At 42.5% G+C, this 17,259-nt stretch carries 12 protein-coding genes; 8 read left to right on the forward strand and 4 right to left on the reverse strand.

Annotation, left to right across the window (positions count from 1 at the left end; all coding sequences use genetic code 11):
* The 6 genes from arcC (at position 1) to IGI67_RS21455 (ending at position 8,213) form a co-directional block, all read left to right on the forward strand.
* Positions 1-930 carry a carbamate kinase gene (gene arcC, locus IGI67_RS21430; protein ID WP_207107334.1) on the forward strand — a complete coding sequence of 310 codons (930 nt, stop codon included), beginning with the start codon at positions 1-3 and terminating at the stop codon, positions 928-930.
* 282 nt (positions 931-1,212) lie between these two features.
* On the forward strand, positions 1,213-1,881 hold the full coding sequence (locus tag IGI67_RS21435; RefSeq protein ID WP_429959203.1) for a CPBP family intramembrane glutamic endopeptidase: 669 nt from the start codon (positions 1,213-1,215) through the stop codon (positions 1,879-1,881).
* A 226-nt stretch (positions 1,882-2,107) separates the two neighbouring features.
* On the forward strand, positions 2,108-3,442 hold the full coding sequence (locus IGI67_RS21440; protein ID WP_429959204.1) for a PTS sugar transporter subunit IIC: 1,335 nt from the start codon (positions 2,108-2,110) through the stop codon (positions 3,440-3,442).
* Complete coding sequence (locus IGI67_RS21445; RefSeq protein ID WP_429959205.1) at positions 3,435-5,732, forward strand: glycoside hydrolase family 3 C-terminal domain-containing protein; 2,298 nt, start codon at positions 3,435-3,437, stop codon at positions 5,730-5,732. The genes IGI67_RS21440 and IGI67_RS21445 overlap by 8 nt, the downstream gene beginning before the upstream one ends.
* 67 nt (positions 5,733-5,799) lie before the next feature.
* Positions 5,800-6,768: a LacI family DNA-binding transcriptional regulator gene (locus IGI67_RS21450; protein WP_429959206.1), complete on the forward strand. Its 969-nt coding sequence runs from the start codon at positions 5,800-5,802 to the stop codon at positions 6,766-6,768.
* Between the two features lie 56 nt (positions 6,769-6,824).
* Positions 6,825-8,213, forward strand: coding sequence for a glycoside hydrolase family 1 protein (locus IGI67_RS21455; RefSeq protein ID WP_429959207.1), 1,389 nt, complete (start codon positions 6,825-6,827; stop codon positions 8,211-8,213).
* Between the two features lie 55 nt (positions 8,214-8,268).
* Here IGI67_RS21455 and IGI67_RS21460 read toward each other — a convergent pair whose 3' ends face one another.
* On the reverse strand, positions 8,269-8,703 hold the full coding sequence (locus IGI67_RS21460) for a hypothetical protein (protein WP_429959208.1): 435 nt from the start codon (positions 8,701-8,703) through the stop codon (positions 8,269-8,271).
* A 59-nt stretch (positions 8,704-8,762) separates the two neighbouring features.
* Entirely contained in the window at positions 8,763-11,330 is a 2,568-nt protein-coding gene (locus tag IGI67_RS21465; protein WP_429959209.1) for a transglycosylase domain-containing protein, read from the reverse strand.
* A gap of 182 nt (positions 11,331-11,512) precedes the next feature.
* Here IGI67_RS21465 and IGI67_RS21470 point away from each other — a divergent pair, with 182 nt between their 5' ends.
* On the forward strand, positions 11,513-12,463 hold the full coding sequence (locus tag IGI67_RS21470) for a hypothetical protein (RefSeq protein ID WP_429959210.1): 951 nt from the start codon (positions 11,513-11,515) through the stop codon (positions 12,461-12,463).
* Between the two features lie 503 nt (positions 12,464-12,966).
* Positions 12,967-14,838 (forward strand): hypothetical protein, encoded by a 1,872-nt coding sequence (locus IGI67_RS21475; RefSeq protein ID WP_429959211.1) that lies wholly within the window; start codon positions 12,967-12,969, stop codon positions 14,836-14,838.
* Positions 14,839-14,986: 148 nt separating this feature from the next.
* On the opposite strand, the gene IGI67_RS21480 is transcribed toward IGI67_RS21475, so the two are convergent.
* Both IGI67_RS21480 and IGI67_RS21485 read right to left on the reverse strand, forming a co-directional pair.
* Positions 14,987-15,523 (reverse strand): prolyl-tRNA synthetase associated domain-containing protein, encoded by a 537-nt coding sequence (locus tag IGI67_RS21480; RefSeq protein ID WP_207108472.1) that lies wholly within the window; start codon positions 15,521-15,523, stop codon positions 14,987-14,989.
* A gap of 71 nt (positions 15,524-15,594) precedes the next feature.
* Complete coding sequence (locus tag IGI67_RS21485) at positions 15,595-17,046, reverse strand: helix-turn-helix domain-containing protein (protein WP_429959212.1); 1,452 nt, start codon at positions 17,044-17,046, stop codon at positions 15,595-15,597.
* Positions 17,047-17,259: the final 213 nt, after the last annotated feature.

Here is a 17,259-nt window from a genome sequence, read left to right on the forward strand (position 1 = left end):
ATGTCAAAAATCGTTATCGCGTTGGGCGGAAACGCGTTAGGTAATTCCGCTAATGAGCAGCTGACCAAAGCTGAGTTGGCGGCTAAATCGATCGCTAATCTGATTGCGGCGGGCCATCAAGTCGTGATTGCTCACGGGAATGGGCCGCAGGTCGGCAAGATTCGTTTAGCTTTTGAAGAAACCAGCAAATCGGCGGAGGATACGATGCCGTTTCCTGAGTGTACGGCGATGAGCCAAGGCTATATCGGCTATCATCTGCAGCAAGCGATCGATGAAGAATTGGTATCTCGCGACTTAGCAGATATTCCAGTCGTTTCAATGCTGACACAAGTAGTCGTTGATCCAAAAGATCCGGCTTTTGCCAATCCAACGAAACCGATCGGCGGCTATTACAGCGAAGAAGAAGCCAAAAAATTGATGGATGAAAGTGACGATGTTTATGTAGAGGATGCCGGCCGCGGCTGGCGCCGTGTCGTTCCTTCGCCAAAACCAGTCGATATCTACGAAAAAATCAGTTTACAAACCTTAGTCGACGCGGGGCAAGTCGTGATCGCCTGTGGTGGAGGAGGCATTCCGGTCATTTATGAGGGCACCCGTTATAAAGGTGTCGATGCGGTGATCGATAAGGATTTTGCCGCTGCCAAAATGGCGGCCTTGATTGATGCAGATGTCTTCATTATCTTGACTGCTGTGGATCATGTCTTCGTCAATTTCGGCAAGCCAGATCAAAAAGCGCTGGAAACGACTTCTGTAGCAGAGATGAAAAAATATATCGCTGAGGATCAGTTTGCTCCCGGCAGTATGCTGCCGAAGGTCGAAGCAGCGATTGATTTTGCTGAATCAAAGGCAGGGCGACGCGCAATCATCGCTTCACTAGAAAAAGCTTCAGAAACACTGGATGGAAATAGTGGTACAACGGTACAAATGTAAGCAGCTTTTTCGAAAAAATCAGTACCTTAGTAAAAAAACTGTCAAAACGACATAAAGTATAATTAGGAAGCCGAATGGCCAGATACCTTCATAATCGATGGTAATAGGGTCGTTTGGCTTTCGTTTTGTTAAGTAATTTGCAAAAAGACTTTAAGGATGGCAACTTTTTTTGTATTTTCTCTTTTGGAATTTCCCGGTTATTTGATCACTTTATCAAATAACTGGGTCTTTTTGCTGTGTTTAAAAGTGTAAAATAAAAAGAAAAGGGAAGTGGAAGGAGCCATGAGGAACTCTACAGTAGAAAAACTATGGAATGTGATGATCTGTTTAGGCTTGGGGTGTCTGGTTGTATTTTTTTCTCAACTGTTTACAACGTTCTTGCTATCTGCGTATGAGAGTGGCCATTCTAGTTATTCAGGGATTGAAGTCGTGTTAATGTGTTTTAACCTATTATTCGCTTCATTCATAATGCTGCAGCTGTCAAAAGGGTTGAATCTGCTTGCGTTGGATTTTTCTTTTCTAAAGAAGAAAAATGGCAAGATTATTTTTTTAAGCATAGTTTTTATGCTCGCCTTATTCGTTTTTGATCAGCTTCTGAGCGACCGGCATTTGATTGCTGAAAATACACCAGCGTCTATCGCAGACAATGTTCTTTCCAGCCTCCCAAGTATTGTCATCGTGCTGCTTTCAGTTGTTTTTACACCAATCATGGAGGAGGTCGTCTTTCGTGGCGGGGTCATTGGTTTGGTTTTCAAGGAGAATATGCTTTTAGGCATAGGTGCTTCTTCTCTGATTTATTGTCTGATAAACAGACCTGAGAGCCTCTCTCGTGGAGTCCTATTTATTGGGCTGAATGTCATTTTAGGAATTTCCTACGTTAAAACGAAGCGATTAGAAGTGCCAATCATTATTAGAATATTTACGATTTTATTTGTTATCGCAGTAGGTTAATGATAGATTAATCAAAAAATCCAGCTATTTAGCGAATAGCTGTTTTTTGTGTTGATTTGATTCATACGATGATTAGAGAAAGCATTGGGGAATAATTATCGAGAGAAATGCGATTTTATTTTTGAACCGGTTCAAAAACTTTGCGTTAGCCTATTGTAATTATTGAAATCGTTTGCTATTATTCTTTTTGAACCGGTTCAAAAAAACAAGAATAAGGAGTTTTTTTATGAATTTAGTCGATAAGCTGTCTGAAAAATTATTGCCAATTGTGTCAAAAATCAATAACCAGCGACACCTGTTAGCGATTCGTGATGCGTTTATTATCACGATGCCTTTAGTAATGGCAGCCTCTTTTATGGTTTTATTGAATGCGTTGGTTTTTTCTAATGTCGCTGTTCAGAAGGTCATTGATTTGAGTTTTTTGTCAGAGTTGGCCGTAATTGTTAATAATGGAACAATGAGTATTTTGGCAATTATCGTTTGTTATAATATCGGAGTAAATCTGGCTAATTATTATATTAAATCAAAATCAATTGATGATCCGGCCTTTAACGCTGTTCACGCAGGTGTATTGAGTCTGGCTACAATGTTCATTTTGATGCCGATAAACACGATTGTTACACTGACAGATGGAACCTCAGCTGAAGTGGGCGGTGTGTTTTCACAGGCACTGACCTCAAGTTCAGGTCTAGCAACTGCAATGATTTGTGCTCTATTGAGTACTGAAATGTTCGTTCGCTTGGCAAAATACAAAAAATTAAAGATCAAAATGCCGGATGGTGTGCCGCCAGCAGTTGCGACATCCTTCAATTCTTTAGTACCAGAAGTATTGGTCATTTTGATTTTCGGTACATTTGTCTTCATTTTACAGAAGACAACGGGATTAAATGTTCCGGATTTGATAAACTTGGCGATTCAGACACCATTAAAGGGGTTTGTATTATCCGTTCCAGGAATGCTATTTATCCAATTCTTCTCTGATTTTCTGTGGGTGTTTGGGATGCATGGTTCAAGTATTTTAGCGCCGATCAAGCAAGCACCGATGCTTCAGTCGATTGAGGAAAATATGCTGGCTTTCCAAAATCATGAAGCAATTCCTAATATAATTACAGAGCCTTTTGCGAATGCCTTTGGATTGATTGGAGGAGGCGGGTGCATTTTACCGTTAGTAATCGCGATCATCTGGGTATCTAAACGTAAAGATCAGCGTCAAGTGGCGAAGCTGGGCTTAACCACCTGTATGTTCAATATCACTGAACCGGTAATGTTTGGCTTGCCGGTAGTAATGAATCCAATCTTTATGATTCCGTGTGCGATTATTCCATCGATCAATTTAATCATTGCCTACTTTGCGACTAGCATTGGTTTAGTTGGGAAAACGGTCGCTGCAGCACCATGGATTACGCCGCCAGTCATTCAATCATTTATCGCTACTGGTGGGAATATCATGGCTAGCGTACTTACCATTTTGTTAATCATACTAGATGTTTTCTTATTTATGCCATTTGTTATTGCTTCGAATAAGGAAGCTGAGCTGAGGGGAGAAGAGCTGATTGGGTAATTTTCCATATCAAAATCCGAATTTGACGATTAGAGAACGGGTCACCGATCTGATGGATCGAATGAGTTTAGAAGAAAAGGTCGGTCAAGTGAATCAACATCTGTATGGCTGGGAATGCTATGAAAAGAAAGAGGATGGAAAGACTGAACTGACGAATAAATTTAAAGAACATGTCGAATGGGGAAAAGGGATTGGGGCGTTGTACGGATTATTTCGTGCAGACCCTTGGTCCAAAGTCGGCTTTGAAACAGGCATCGCTCCAGAGGATAGTTGGAGACTGGTTAATCAGGTTCAGGAATACGTGATCAATCAATCACGCTGGAAAATTCCTGCCTTAATCGTTGAGGAATGTCCTCATGGACATCAGGGGCTAGGCGGAATTTCCTATCCGACAAATTTGGGTCGCGGAAATAGCTTTAATACTGAGCTGACGAAGCAATCAAGTCATTTAATGGCACAAGAGCTAGCGGCTAAAGGTGTTCACTTAGCGCTTGTATCAACCTTGGACTTAGCAAAGGATCCGCGCTGGGGACGAACAGAAGAATGCTTTGGTGAAGATCCTATTTTAGCCGCGCGAATGAGCGAAGCAGTAATCGCCGGATTTCAGGGCGACCTGATTTCTGAGGAAGCGGCTTATCTGGATAAGACAGTTGTTGAAATCAATAAACAGCCGGAACAAATCGGGGTTGTTTTAAAGCATTGCATTGCTCAAGGAGAAGCATTAGGCGGGCACAATTCTGGAACAGTAACCATTGGTGGCCGAGAATTCAAGGATATTTATTTTCCACTGTTAAAGAGTGCACGAAATGCTGTAGGAGTCATGGCAGCATACAATGATGTGGATGGTGTACCTTGTCATATCAATGGTCAATTGTTCCAAAAGACGTTGCGGGAGCAAATAGGCTATCAAGGAATCGTGATGGCTGACGGCATTGCCCTAGATAGGTTAGAAGATGTCTTTGACGAGAAAATAACCAGCGCGAATGCGGCGTTAGAGGCGGGGATCGATCTGAGTTTATGGGACGAGACCTATTTACAAATCACGGAAGGCGTAAAAACCAAAAGAATCGAAGAGTCTGTTCTTGATACAGCATGTGCCCGTGTTTTAGGTATCAAATTTTTATTAGGACTGTTTGAGAAGCCCTTCGTGGAAGACCCGCAGGAGAGGCTAGCTAAAATATTGGCTGCATCGAAGGAGAACAATCTGAGAGCGGCGGAGGAATCCTTGACATTGCTTAAAAATGACGGCCTCTTACCCTTAGATCGCAAGACAAAAAAGGTTGCTGTAATCGGACCAAATGCGAATAGTCTTTATGCTTTGTTGGGGGATTATTCAGCGCCTCAAGCCGCGGAAATGACACAGCTAACGATTTATCAACAAATTCAAACTATTTTTTCAGAATCTGAAGTCGTTTTCTCTGAGGGCTGCGAAGTTCGGAATACAGAAAATCAGCAGCCTAAAATTGAAGCTGCTGTGAAGGACTGTCAAGATGCAGATGTGATTATTTGCGTGTTAGGAGGTTCGAGTGCCCGCAATTTTGATATGGAGTTTTTAAAGAATGGTGCAGTTTCTTCAAAAGGGATCAATATGGATTCTGGAGAAAATGTGGACGTTGCTTCATTATCCTTAGGCGGCCAGCAATTGACGCTTTTAAAAGCTGTGAAGGAGCTGGAAAAACCTATTGTCACAGTTTTGATTCAAGGACGGCCTTATGATATCCAAGAAGTTCAACAACTATCTGATGCTGTATTGGTAGGCTGGTTTCCAGGTCAAGCTGGAGGAACAGCAATCGCGCGGACACTGATCGGTGATAATAATCCAAACGGACGGCTGAATGTCAGCTATCCCCTCAATTCTCAACAATTGCCTGTTTATTATTATCAGCGGGCGGCTTCGAAAAAAGATGATTATTATGATCAAACCGGCGCTCCTCTTCACGAATTTGGCTATGGGTTGAGCTATACGCAATTTTCATATGAGCGCTTGCATGTCCACCAAGAGTCTGACACAATGACCATAAGTGTTACTGTTAAAAATGTGGGAGAATTTACTGGAAAAGAGACGGTGCTAGTATTCGTTCGTTTATTAGGTGGTCGAGTGATTCAGCGTCACAAACAGCTGAAGGCTTTTGATAAGATTGAATTGATGCCTGATGAATCAACTGAGCTGACGTTTACATTGTCTGATGATCAATTCTATTTTACAGACATGGATCAGCTTTATAAGCGGGCAGACGGCTGCCAAATCATGGTCAAGAATTTATCAGAAGAAGTTTCTTTCAAAAATTAACCGTTAAAGAACGGCTCGTTTCCAACAGTAAATCAGCTCCGATTAAGATAAGAAAGGAACCATAAAAATGTCATCTATTCGGAAAGTGGCTGAACTGGCTGGGGTCTCTTTAGGAAGTGTCTCTCGCTATCTCAATGGTCATCAATTGAAAGAACAAAATATGAAAAAGATTGCGGCTGCGATCAAGGAGCTAGACTATAAAGAGAATATTATCGCCAAAGGCCTAAAAAACAATCGTAGTTTTTCAGTAGGGCTTTTAATGAATAGTGTGTCTAGTCAATTCGGGGCAGAGATTGTCAGTGCCATAGAAGGTGTGATGGAGCAAAACGGCTATTCCGTCTTGTTGAGCGGATTTAAAGGAGACGTCTCACTAGCTGATCAGAAGATTGATTATTTAGTGCAGCATGCGGTGGATGGCTTGATCGTCTTTATGTCTGAACAGGATTGGGATGGCATGGAACGGTTGGCTGAATTGCCGATCCCAGTATTGACGATCAATAGTCCCGTACAGCTGCCGGGAGTTGATCGAATCCAAGTCGCTGATCGAAAGAGTGTGGCTAAAGTTACGGAGCATCTTATCAAGGAAGGGCACACAAGAATCGGTCTCCTAGCTGCTCCTCAAAATGATTATGTTGCAAGGGAACGTCTATTAGGTGCGCAACAGACTGCGGCTAAGCACCCAGGCACCGTTTTGGTAACTGAATACGGAGATTATTCTCGAATCAGCGGCTACCGAGGTGGTAAAAAATTGCTGGAACAGGATATTACCGCATTAATTGTGACAAACTACAATATGATGACAGGGGTCCTTGAATACTTGCAGCATTCTCCTGATTCGACAAGAAAGAATTTGGTTTTGGCGCATTATGATTACACTAGCGAGATGGCGGAATTGCTTACGGATCGGATCGTAATCAAAGCACCTACCCAATTGATCGGACAGCGATCTGCTCAACGCTTGCTGGAGCGGATGAATGCTGAGGTGTTGACTGCTGGAGAAGATGAGACGATTGACAACGAGATTTTTGGAATATAAGCTGCTCCTGAGAAACGTGAACGCTTTAATTTATAAACAATAAAGGAGATTTAATCATGCTTCAATTTCCAAAAGGGTTCCTGTGGGGAGCGGCTACAAGCGCTCCGCAATCAGAAGGAGCCGCAGCAATGGATGGAAAAAGTCCATCAACATGGGACAAATGGTTCGAAATGGAGCCAGAACTATTCTATGACCAAGTAGGTCCAGAAAATACTTCAAATGTTTATGAAAAGTATAAAGAAGAAGTTGCTGACATGAAGTCGATGAACCTGAACTCTTATCGGACATCGATCGCATGGACACGATTACTGCCTGATGGAAAAACGCTTAATCCTAAGGCAGTCGCGTTTTACCGCGCTTATTTTCAAGAGCTAGTGGACAGCGGTGTAGAGCCGATCATCAATTTATTTCATTTTGATATGCCGTGGTGGTTGATGGAAAAGGGCGGCTGGGAAGCAAGGGAATCAGTCGATCATTTTGCTTATTATGCCAGTGTTGCCTTTGAAGAGTTTGGTGATATTGTAAAAAAATGGGCGACCTTCAATGAACCGTTAGTACACATCGAATGTGGGTATTATGGCGATGCCCATTGGCCGAGGATCAAAGATTTCAAGCGCGCGGTCCAGGTGGGCTATCACACGATGCTTGCTCATGCTAAAGCGGTAGAGGCTTTCCGAGTTTCTCGGTTTAACGACGGAAAAATAGGTATCATTTTGAATCTTTCACCTGTTTATCCGAAAAGTGACTCGCCGGAAGATGTCGAGGCCGCAAAGTGGGCGGATCATATCTATATCCGCAGCTTCTTGGATGGTGCAGTCAAAGGTACGTATTCCGATGAGTTCACTCAACTATTGAAGCGGTCGAATCTATCACCTGAGACTGAAGCAGACGATAAACATATTTTTGCGAAAAATACCGTAGATTTTATCGGCTGCAACTACTACCAGCCTTTACGAGTACAAGCCATCCCTGAGGAGGAGCGCGTTGAACAAATAACTGGTCCTCGTGATTTATTCCAAGGCTATGACTGGCCTGGAAAACGAATCAACCCACATCGCGGTTGGGAAATCTATCCTAGAGGAATTTACGACATCGCGATGCGTTTAAAAAATGATTATAGTGAGATTCCATGGTACATTTCTGAAAATGGCATGGGCGTATCGCAAGAAGAGTGCTTTGAGGATGAGGAGGGCATTATTCAAGACGATTATCGGATAACGTTTATCAAAGATCATTTGGAAGAACTGCATCGGGCGATCAAGGAGGGAGCGAACTGCTTCGGTTACCATCTGTGGACATTTTCTGATTGCTGGAGCTGGTTGAATGCGTTTAAGAATCGTTATGGGTTCTATCGCGTAGAACTTTCACAGGACTATCAGCGAACACCTAAAAAATCCAGCTTCTGGATGGCCGATGTTATCAATAAAAATGGATTTGATCAATAGCATAATTGAATCCCGATCACCTGGAGAATCTCCAAGTGATCGGGATTTTTAAGGTTCAGCAATTAAACTCACTTAAAACCTTCTCAATATCTCTTCTGATCAGACTCTGCATACTTTCCTTATACTGATCGAGCGCCAAGGAATCCAGCTTTTCGCAAATGATCGGGATCAGCTCGGGTTTGGCTTCGGCCAAATAGGTCAGATAGGGAATACATTGGCGAAGGGTGGGAGCTTTGGAATCATCTAAGATGCCCAAAATGTCTGTGAGATGCTTTTCGATGACAGCCTGTGAATCCCAGCGGGCGTTGATCGCAAAGAACTTAAAGGCGCGTCCTCGACCGCACGAATTTTCGGCAGTCAAAGCAGGCAAGAACCTCTCTAACGTATCTGCGTAAATAGGTTCGGCGAGACAGTTTGCTTCTAATTCTTTAAATGCCGCCAGCGCTTCTTTGGTATCTTTAGCGGTCAAAAGGGCTAAAATAGGTTCCATAAACTCATTCCTTTTCTTAAAAGTATAGCAAAACAGCCGTCAAAGCGACGACTGTTTTTTTAATCTTTTTCATTTTCGAGTCGTTTTTTCAACTCGTTGATTTGCTTGTCTAAATCCTTGCTTTGATTTTTCGTATCAGTGATTTGGTCCTTGACGGTGTTGATCGCGGAATCTCGAGCAGCTTTTTCATGTGCGTACTCGGCTTCCTTGTTGCGGTAAACACCGGTATATTGATCGGAAAGGGTTCCGCCGGAAGGCTCGACCTGTTGAACCAGAGCAAAGACGTCTTGGGCATACTGATCGAAGGTCTGCCAATTGTCCTGAGTATCTGTCACGATGATCTCAAATTGGCTTAAGGTATCGATCCGTTCAGAGATTAATTGATTACTGAAGGTGGATGCTTCTTCTACCATTGGTGTGCTCAATTTAGCGGCTGTCAGCTCGTTGGCTTTTTGCTTCGCCAAGGTATCGATATTCGTAGTGGCGGTTTGCAGCGAATTTTTCCGAGTTGCCAATACTTGTTTTGTTTGACTAGAGCGAGTGACCAATTGTCCGCCGGCTTTTTGTACGGAAGAGGGCATTTGGAAATCAACATCTTCTTTGCCGTTGTTCAAAAGGTCCATCGTCTGTTTGAAAATCTCTTTTGTCGCCTGACCGACACTCATATTATCCTGCGGCTGCGGCGTGTCATCGCCTGCCCAGACGGCTACAGTGTAGTGGGGCGTAGCACCGACTGTCCACAAATCTTTGGCTTCGTCGGTAGTCCCGGTTTTTACGGCCCAATATTGATTGTGGGCTAGGGCCAAGCCTGCCGCTGTTCCATCTGCATTTTGGTGAACGGCCTTCATTGTATCGATGGTCAAGTATGCCGCGTCATCACTGTAAACCTTCTGCTGGGCGATCTCGCTTTGCGAGAAGATTTCTTGACCATTGTCCTTGCGTTTGATCGTTTGGATATTGACCGGGGCACGATAATTTCCTTGATTGACTAGTGTCGCGATTCCGCTGGCCATTTCTTGGGTAGTTGCCCCGTAGGTCATTCCGCCGACAGCGATGATCGGATTGTCATCCTCGACATCCAAGCCGGTAAATTGCATTTGAGCTAAAGGCTGATAAACCGGCTCTTTCAATTCATCACGGTTCTCACTGGCTAATTTGTAGGCGACGACATTGGAAGAAATTGCCATTGCATTACGTAATGTCAGATTTCCTTTTGATCCGTTATATACATTATTAGGATACGTATTATTCGGCCGGTCATCTGAAACCACGCTGCCCTCTAACAATCCACGCTCATAAGCGGGCGCAAAGGATACTAAAGGTTTGATCGCCGAACCAGGCTGACGATAGGAGAGAAAGGCGCGATTGTAATGATTGCCTTCTTCGCCGCGACCGCCGATGCTGGCTACCACGTCGCCAGTCTGATTATCGATGACGGTCATCGCCGCCTGTTTGGTGTAGAAATTATTCTCGCCGTTACGATCTTGCCAGGCATTCATGACGTTGCTGACGATTCCCTGCAGCTGATCATGGAGTGCTGGATCGATGCTTGTGCTGATTTGATAGCCGCCGGAAAGGATTCGTTGATATACCTTGTTATAGGCCGACTTGTATTCTTCGTTATAGCGGTCCTCTTCTTCCTTTGAATCAAACTGATATTGGAAGCGGAAGTCCTGCTGGCCCATTAAAATCTTAGTAGCTGAATCCACCGCCAAGGCGACCTCATTATTGTCTAGTTGATTATTCAGCGCATTACTGTGAATCTCCGCTGAAATATCGTCTGCAACAGCCTTATCATACTGGTCCTTTGTGATATACCCCTGCTGATTCATTTCTTTGAGGATCAGCTTGGCGCGCTTCAAAGCATTTTTCTTATTCGTCGTCGGATCAAAAATCCCCGGATTATTGGTGATCCCTACGAGTGTCGCCTTTTCTAAAAGACTGGTATCATTGATCGATTTGCCAAAATAGACCTTTGCCGCTGCATTGATTCCGTAAGCGCCATGTCCGAAGTAGACATTGTTCAAGTAGTACTCCAAAATTTGATGCTTGGTAAATTTTTTTTCCAGTGACTGAGCCATGACCATTTCCTCGATCTTCCGTGAGATCGAAACCTCTGGCGTCAAATAAATATTTTTCACCAATTGCTGGGTGATGGTTGAGGCGCCGCGCACCCCGCGGCCAGTCGCGGCATTCAACGCAACCGTCAGCAGACCTTGGGTATCGACTCCGTGATGATCATAAAATCGCTTATCCTCGATTGCGATCAAGGCTTGAGAAACGAGCGGGTCCATCTTGTCATACGTTAGGTAGTCCCGTTCCTGCGTTTTCAGCTCCTTGAGCACCTGTCCGTTTTTATCTAGAATCGTGGTTGGGTGATACTGCTTGAAGTCACTTTCCTGGATCTTTGCCGCATGTTCTTCGCCGGCATCGATCGCCGCGGTGACTTCCTTTCCATATTTTTGGAAGAAGAAAATCGTTCCTGCAATCACAACTAAGAGGATTGCAGCAAGAATCCCTAGAGAGATCTTCGTTGATCGTGCCAATTTCCCCCGCGACGTTTTATTACGTGCAGGTCTTATTTTCTTTTCTTTTCTTTGTTGATGTCGTTCTTGTCTATTTGCCATATCCGCCTATCCTTAAAAAAATCATTTCCTCTAGTGTAATAGAAAATGACGAGAATAACTATCCTATTCATATTTTTCCAAGAAAAAATTTAGATTATTTCATAAAAATAGTCGGATTTTACCTAGAAATACTTGACGCTTGCTTAATTTGTCGCCACAATGTAGAGGAGACGAGGTGAACTATGGATACCAAGAAAAAATGGTTGATCTTTTGGGGAATTCTAGCCGCTTTATTTGTCGGGGCCTTTGGGATTGTTTTGAGTGGGAATTTTCCGCAATTTACGATTCCGTTCAGTGTTTTTGCCAGTGATGATAAGGAAAAGAAAAAAGAAGAGCTCCCGAAATTAGATGTGCTGCCGCTAAAGGATGTCAATGATCAAACATTATTAAGCGAACAAACGGAAAAAATCGATGCTTTGAATAAGGCATTCGCAGATAGCAACAGCCTTTCCAGCTCGCAGGCGATGGCCGATGCGATCGAAAAGATCTATGGAAAGGCGAAGGACGGGAAGAATATTTTTAATCTGTACCGCAAAATCTATCCTATGGTGAGTTCAGAGGAAAGGGGATTTGTCAGTGTCAGTCTAGTGGGATTCGGTCAGCGCTTAGTGGATAACCAGCCGATGACGACACAGCGGCAGATTTGGAGTTTTACTGATACGAGTGGTTCACGCCATGATTATACAGTCAATCTTCGCTTTAACCAAAAAGAGCTGAATGAGTTGACGGCAGAAGATGGCAGCGATGTAAAATCAGTGATCACTAAAGATGACACCTATTTAGATAAGTCAGCGGATTTCGAGACTGCCTGGACGGAATTGATTCGCCGCGGGACAGACACGCAGCTTTATCGCCAAATGGAAAAAGCGGGGCTGGACAGCAATCAAACGGAGTTCAAGGCGTTGGAAAAAAGTATAAACGTGACGGATCCGAGCGGATTCTTTGAGCTGTTCAAGGATACTCGCGGAGATATTACCCACGCGTATTTATCAGGGTTCTATCACACGAATACACCGACAGATGGACAGTCGGATTATTATTTCCGGGTACCGACTTCTGAAAAGGATATTGCGAATTTCGTGGTCGTCTATGATCGACTGCAGCAAAAGATTGTTTCTATTAATAGACAGTAATCCGTGGATAAAAATCAAGGCGGCTTGCCTAGTAGAAAAATACATCATAAAACAAGACCATCAATTTTTTGATGGTCTTGTTTTATGTGGACAAATTCGGGTGGGTCAAGCAGGAAATCCAATTAGTTTATTAAATATATTATAAAATATATGGAGTATAGCGAAAATTTTTCATCATAATTCAAAGAATATTTTTGAATTTTGAGTGATTATAGAATTATATCACAATAATTGTTATATTTGTGACAACAGGAAAAATCCCGAAGATTCACATTCTTAGAGACGGGAAATGAGAGAGCAATTCCTGTGTTCGAGCATGCTTGTTGGTATGTTCACTTGATAGGGGGTGGTTTATGGAACGCTGCTTCTGTTTTTGGCCAAAAACAAACTCAAAAAATACACATACTGTTTTCCTCGAGAAAATGGTCAATGTCATAATTAGGGTAGGGTTTATTTGTTGTGCACTTTTTGCACTTGGGTAAAGAGCAGAAAAGGAGAGCGAAATGAAAAAAAAGGGATTAATGAAAAAATTAAAAGGGATCATGTCGTTGGTAACGCTATTGATCATGACCGTGTCCTCGTTAGGGGTACCGGCACAAGTATTTGCAGCAGATGAGGAGAATGTTCCGGCAAATCTGACAGTAAAACATAATGATGAGCAAAAATGGACTGTGATTCAGTTCGATAAGGTTGAGGATGCGCAAAGCTACAACATCTATCGAGCAGAAGAACAGGATGGGAAATTTGAGCGAATTCAAACATTGAAGAGTGACAAAACATATACAGTTGATCCTTATGACGAGTTGGAGACAAAAGGCACGCTTAAGGCTGATTATCTCTACTATTATAAAGTAGCAGCTGTGGTCGATGGCAAGGAACAGGACGCAGCTGGCCCAATAGCTAATCAAGATGCTGCAGCAAAAGCGGGGGATGCGAAAATTGACGCAGCCGCAGCGGCACCGTCAGCAGCTACTAGTGAAGAACCAGCGAAAGAATCGACCGAACAATCAACAAAAGAAACGTCTGAAGAATCGTCATCTAATGCGCCGGCAGCCCAAACATACGGCTGGTTTAATCATAAAACAGGATGTGACGGCAAACATAACGGCAATACCTGCAACAGCAATGCAGGCAAGCATGATGAGCATTGCGATAAAAATCATAGTAAATACCGCAAATGTAATTCAAACAATTGGAAACATGGCGAACACTGTGACAAAAATCACAGCGGCAAAAACTGTAATGAAAACAAATGGCATCACGGTTCAAATTGTGATGAAAACCATAGCGGTCACGGCTGCAACAATAATTGGAAGCACCATGAAGACTGCGATAAAAATCACAGCGGAAAACATTGTAACCAAAACAACTATAAAGAAAAATGGGATGCAGTTAAAAATGTTTGTGTGACTGAAGCACAGCATCATTGGTTAAAGCTTAGCTGGGAATCAAAAGGCAGCGATGCTGAATATAAGATCTTCCGTGCAAGTAAAAAATGCAACGATTACCACTCTGGCGATTTCAAAGAAATTGCTAAAGTAACAGGAAAAACAACCTATAACGATATCAAGTTGGACCACAATACGACTTATTGCTACAAAGTAATGGTAAAACGTCCGAAGGTTTGTCCATATACGATCGAGACAGTCAGCAGTTCAAATATCGGCAAGTTCACTGTTTGCGGGACTACATTGAATCCGAATATCAAAGCAGCAGCAGTTTCCGATAAAGCGATCAAAGTGAACTGGACAAACACAAAGAGCGACAATGCTTCAACAAGATTCGCAACTAGCTATACACTATATCGCAGTACAACGAACAATATTAACAATGCGACAGCGATCACAGTGAATGGCAAACAAGATGGTTCAGAAATGTCTTATACAGATGAAGGCTTGAACCAATGCACCACTTATTATTACTGGGTGAAAGCAAGCTATGGTCAATGGAGCAGCTGGGTAAGTCCTCAATGGGGATCAAGCTGTGCAACAACATTGAAGAGAAAAGAAATCGGCAATGGCTTGAACGGCTGCATCAAGAATGTTCTTAAATGCGGTTGTATCCCAACACGCTACTACGGCGCACAAATCTTCTTAGGTACGCAAAATCCGAATTCACTAGACTATACAAAGGTTCGTGTATACCGCAGAACAAGTACTGGTCAGTACAGCAGCGCGTATAAAACAATCGATGTTCGTTATGCGAAATATACGAATGGTGTTTTTGGAAAAGGCTACTACATTGACTATTCATTAAGCAAAGTCTGCTTATCAAAAGGCACTTACTATTTCGCACTCCAAGCGGTTGGTTCAGATTCTGGTAAGGAAATCACTGGACCGATGAAAGAAATTGGCTGTGTTACGGTAAAATGGTAGACAGCTAGACGCTTGATCAGTTCGGTCAGGCGGGAGTTGCAAGGTATTCTCAAAATGGAAAGGAATCCGTTTTTTTGATCGACTTTCCAGCATAATAGAATCGTCCAAAAAAAGTGTTAGGAGACTGTCTCCTAACACTTTTCATTTTCTAATCAATAAGGATCGCTTCGTGTCCCGTATATGGCAGGAATTTTTCAAATAAATCCGCTGTTTTCAGCTTCATATAGTTGGTCACAGAACCGGAACTGCAGCCGTACCATTCTCGTTCAGCAACGGATTTGTCGAAAACGAGCTGGATCTCATGCTCAGGATCTTTTAACAGTCCGAAGATCGTTGCGGCTCCTGGAATCACACCCAGCCGCTCATCTAGCAATGCAGCTGAAGCAAATGATACCCGCGGAATCTCCAATTTTTTGCCAAAATCTTTAGTCACGAACTTAAAATCTGCTGGTGTAATGTACAAGTAGAATTTGGTTTTCTTTTGGTTGCATAAAAAGATCGTTTTAACGACTTCGATCCCTAAGCGATTATCGATATCGATACAATCTTCCATCGTCAAGGCTTCGCCTGTAGCCACTTGATAAAAGGGGATATCCAGCTTTGCCAGTGTTTCATATGTTTTTTCCTCTAATTCAGAACCAAACTCAGTCGGTGGGGTAGTATGCATTTCACTAACGTAAACCATAACGGCCTCCTTTGTGTATGTAATACCTACTACGATACCTTTTTTTAATCAAATTCTCAACCTATTTTCATTTATTTTTCTAATTGCGCCAAATCTTTTTTTACCAGCTTTGCCAGAATCGCTTCAATATCTATGTAGTCGGTCGTAGTCATGTTCGAACGAATAATGACCGATTCTTGACCTTCTGACAGGAAGTTTCTGCAGGCCGGTGTTGTTCCGATAATCAGCTGTGCTTCTCGCGGGGTTTCAACAAAAGTCAGGTGATAGCGATTTTTGAAATACAAATTGATTTTTTCTTGGATAAAAATACTAAAAAGATCACTGTGCTCGGAAAACGCATACACTGAAATCTCTGGCAGACAATTTTCCAATGAAAAGAGGTTTACACAGGTTAAAAACGAATAAAGCCGCAATTGACGAAAGTCGTAGCCAGGCACTGCCTGAGTGAATTCTTGCCAAAAGGCATCAAAGCGTCGGTAATAATAGGGAAATTGCGACTGCACCTGATTCAGGGCCACATTGTTTCCAAGCTCATCGATCATCGGATCATTTAGTCGGAAGAAGGCCAGCGCCGCATAATGCTGCTTAAGCTTGCGGCCTACAAACTTCTGCTCGCGGCTGTTTAATGGCCGGAAGTGAGTAGAAAACGACTTGAGCCAATGAGCAATAGCCTGGTTAAAAAAGAGCTCTCTTGAGGAATTCTTATACTGCAATTCAAAATCGTTCAACAAGGAGCTGTAAATAGCATAAAGGAAAAAACGCCATTCATTGGTGTTCCAGGTTTTTAAAAAGGCCGGTTTTTTCGGATATTTGAAGCGGTTCAGCAATGCTTTTTCAGTACTGTTGAAAATAAGCTCCCCTTTTTTACTGAGGGATTGATTGGTGATTAATAGCCAAAAGCAGATCATTTCTAGATTGGTCGGGTTATTGGCCAGCTTTAAATAATCCTCTATTTGGTTGGCTAGCTGAAAGTAGCTTTCAGTATTGATCCGTTCGACTTGGCAGAACTGACGATACAGCCCACGGAAGAATATATAATGGAAACGACGAATATCGACTTCTCGCCCTTTTAAGCTGATTTTTGTGGAGCAGGAGATATAAAGATCGTAATCAGACAGATCCTGATTGATTTCTTTGATTTTACGACGTAACTTGGATTCGCTGATGTTTTTATCCATGCAAAATTGAATGGCCGAAATTTTTCGTTTCGTCAGGATCATACGAATGATTTCGCAAGCCAAATCATGCTGGTATAAATAATTCGTCAAGGACTGGAGGTTCGTTGAGGAACGATCAAGCTGAATACCGCGTCCATTATCCATCCGCAGAGTTAAAAAATAATCATCTCCGGTGTAAAGCTCTTCGATGATCGTTTGTAATTCTTTACAGTTCACACGAATCGTACCAAGGCTGGCATAACCGATTTTCTCCTGTAATTCTTTTAAAGAGATCGGCGTCTGCAGACCATCGAGCGTTTCTATAATCTGAATTTTTAGCCGTGTGTTTTTATCCATCCCCAGCATGAATGTGCCCTCCATTCTTACTTAATAAAAATTAACCGTACTGATTTATATAATAGATTAAAATATCATTTAATACAAATAATAACCTAATAAATGGCGAAAAATAAAGCTATATCCTAAACAAATCATAAGAAACTCGTTTTAATAAAAAATAACCAAGGTTATTTTGTTTAAATTTCCTTTTCTTGTGATGATTTGAAAAAAAGTGACGGC

This window comes from Enterococcus sp. AZ196 (assembly GCF_050498845.1).
In the GTDB taxonomy this organism is placed as follows: domain Bacteria; phylum Bacillota; class Bacilli; order Lactobacillales; family Enterococcaceae; genus Enterococcus_A; species Enterococcus_A murrayae.

Excerpts from the sequence above, each read along its gene's own strand:
- arcC (WP_207107334.1), top strand. The coding sequence starts at position 1 with ATGTCAAAAATCGTTATCGCGTTGGGCGGAAACGCGTTAGGTAATTCC.
- IGI67_RS21435 (WP_429959203.1), top strand. The coding sequence starts at position 1,213 with ATGAGGAACTCTACAGTAGAAAAACTATGGAATGTGATGATCTGTTTA.
- IGI67_RS21440 (WP_429959204.1), top strand. The coding sequence starts at position 2,108 with ATGAATTTAGTCGATAAGCTGTCTGAAAAATTATTGCCAATTGTGTCA.
- IGI67_RS21450 (WP_429959206.1), top strand. The coding sequence starts at position 5,800 with ATGTCATCTATTCGGAAAGTGGCTGAACTGGCTGGGGTCTCTTTAGGA.
- IGI67_RS21455 (WP_429959207.1), top strand. The coding sequence starts at position 6,825 with ATGCTTCAATTTCCAAAAGGGTTCCTGTGGGGAGCGGCTACAAGCGCT.
- IGI67_RS21460 (WP_429959208.1), bottom strand. The coding sequence starts at position 8,703 with ATGGAACCTATTTTAGCCCTTTTGACCGCTAAAGATACCAAAGAAGCG.
- IGI67_RS21465 (WP_429959209.1), bottom strand. The coding sequence starts at position 11,330 with ATGGCAAATAGACAAGAACGACATCAACAAAGAAAAGAAAAGAAAATA.
- IGI67_RS21470 (WP_429959210.1), top strand. The coding sequence starts at position 11,513 with ATGGATACCAAGAAAAAATGGTTGATCTTTTGGGGAATTCTAGCCGCT.
- IGI67_RS21475 (WP_429959211.1), top strand. The coding sequence starts at position 12,967 with ATGAAAAAAAAGGGATTAATGAAAAAATTAAAAGGGATCATGTCGTTG.
- IGI67_RS21480 (WP_207108472.1), bottom strand. The coding sequence starts at position 15,523 with ATGGTTTACGTTAGTGAAATGCATACTACCCCACCGACTGAGTTTGGT.
- IGI67_RS21485 (WP_429959212.1), bottom strand. The coding sequence starts at position 17,046 with ATGCTGGGGATGGATAAAAACACACGGCTAAAAATTCAGATTATAGAA.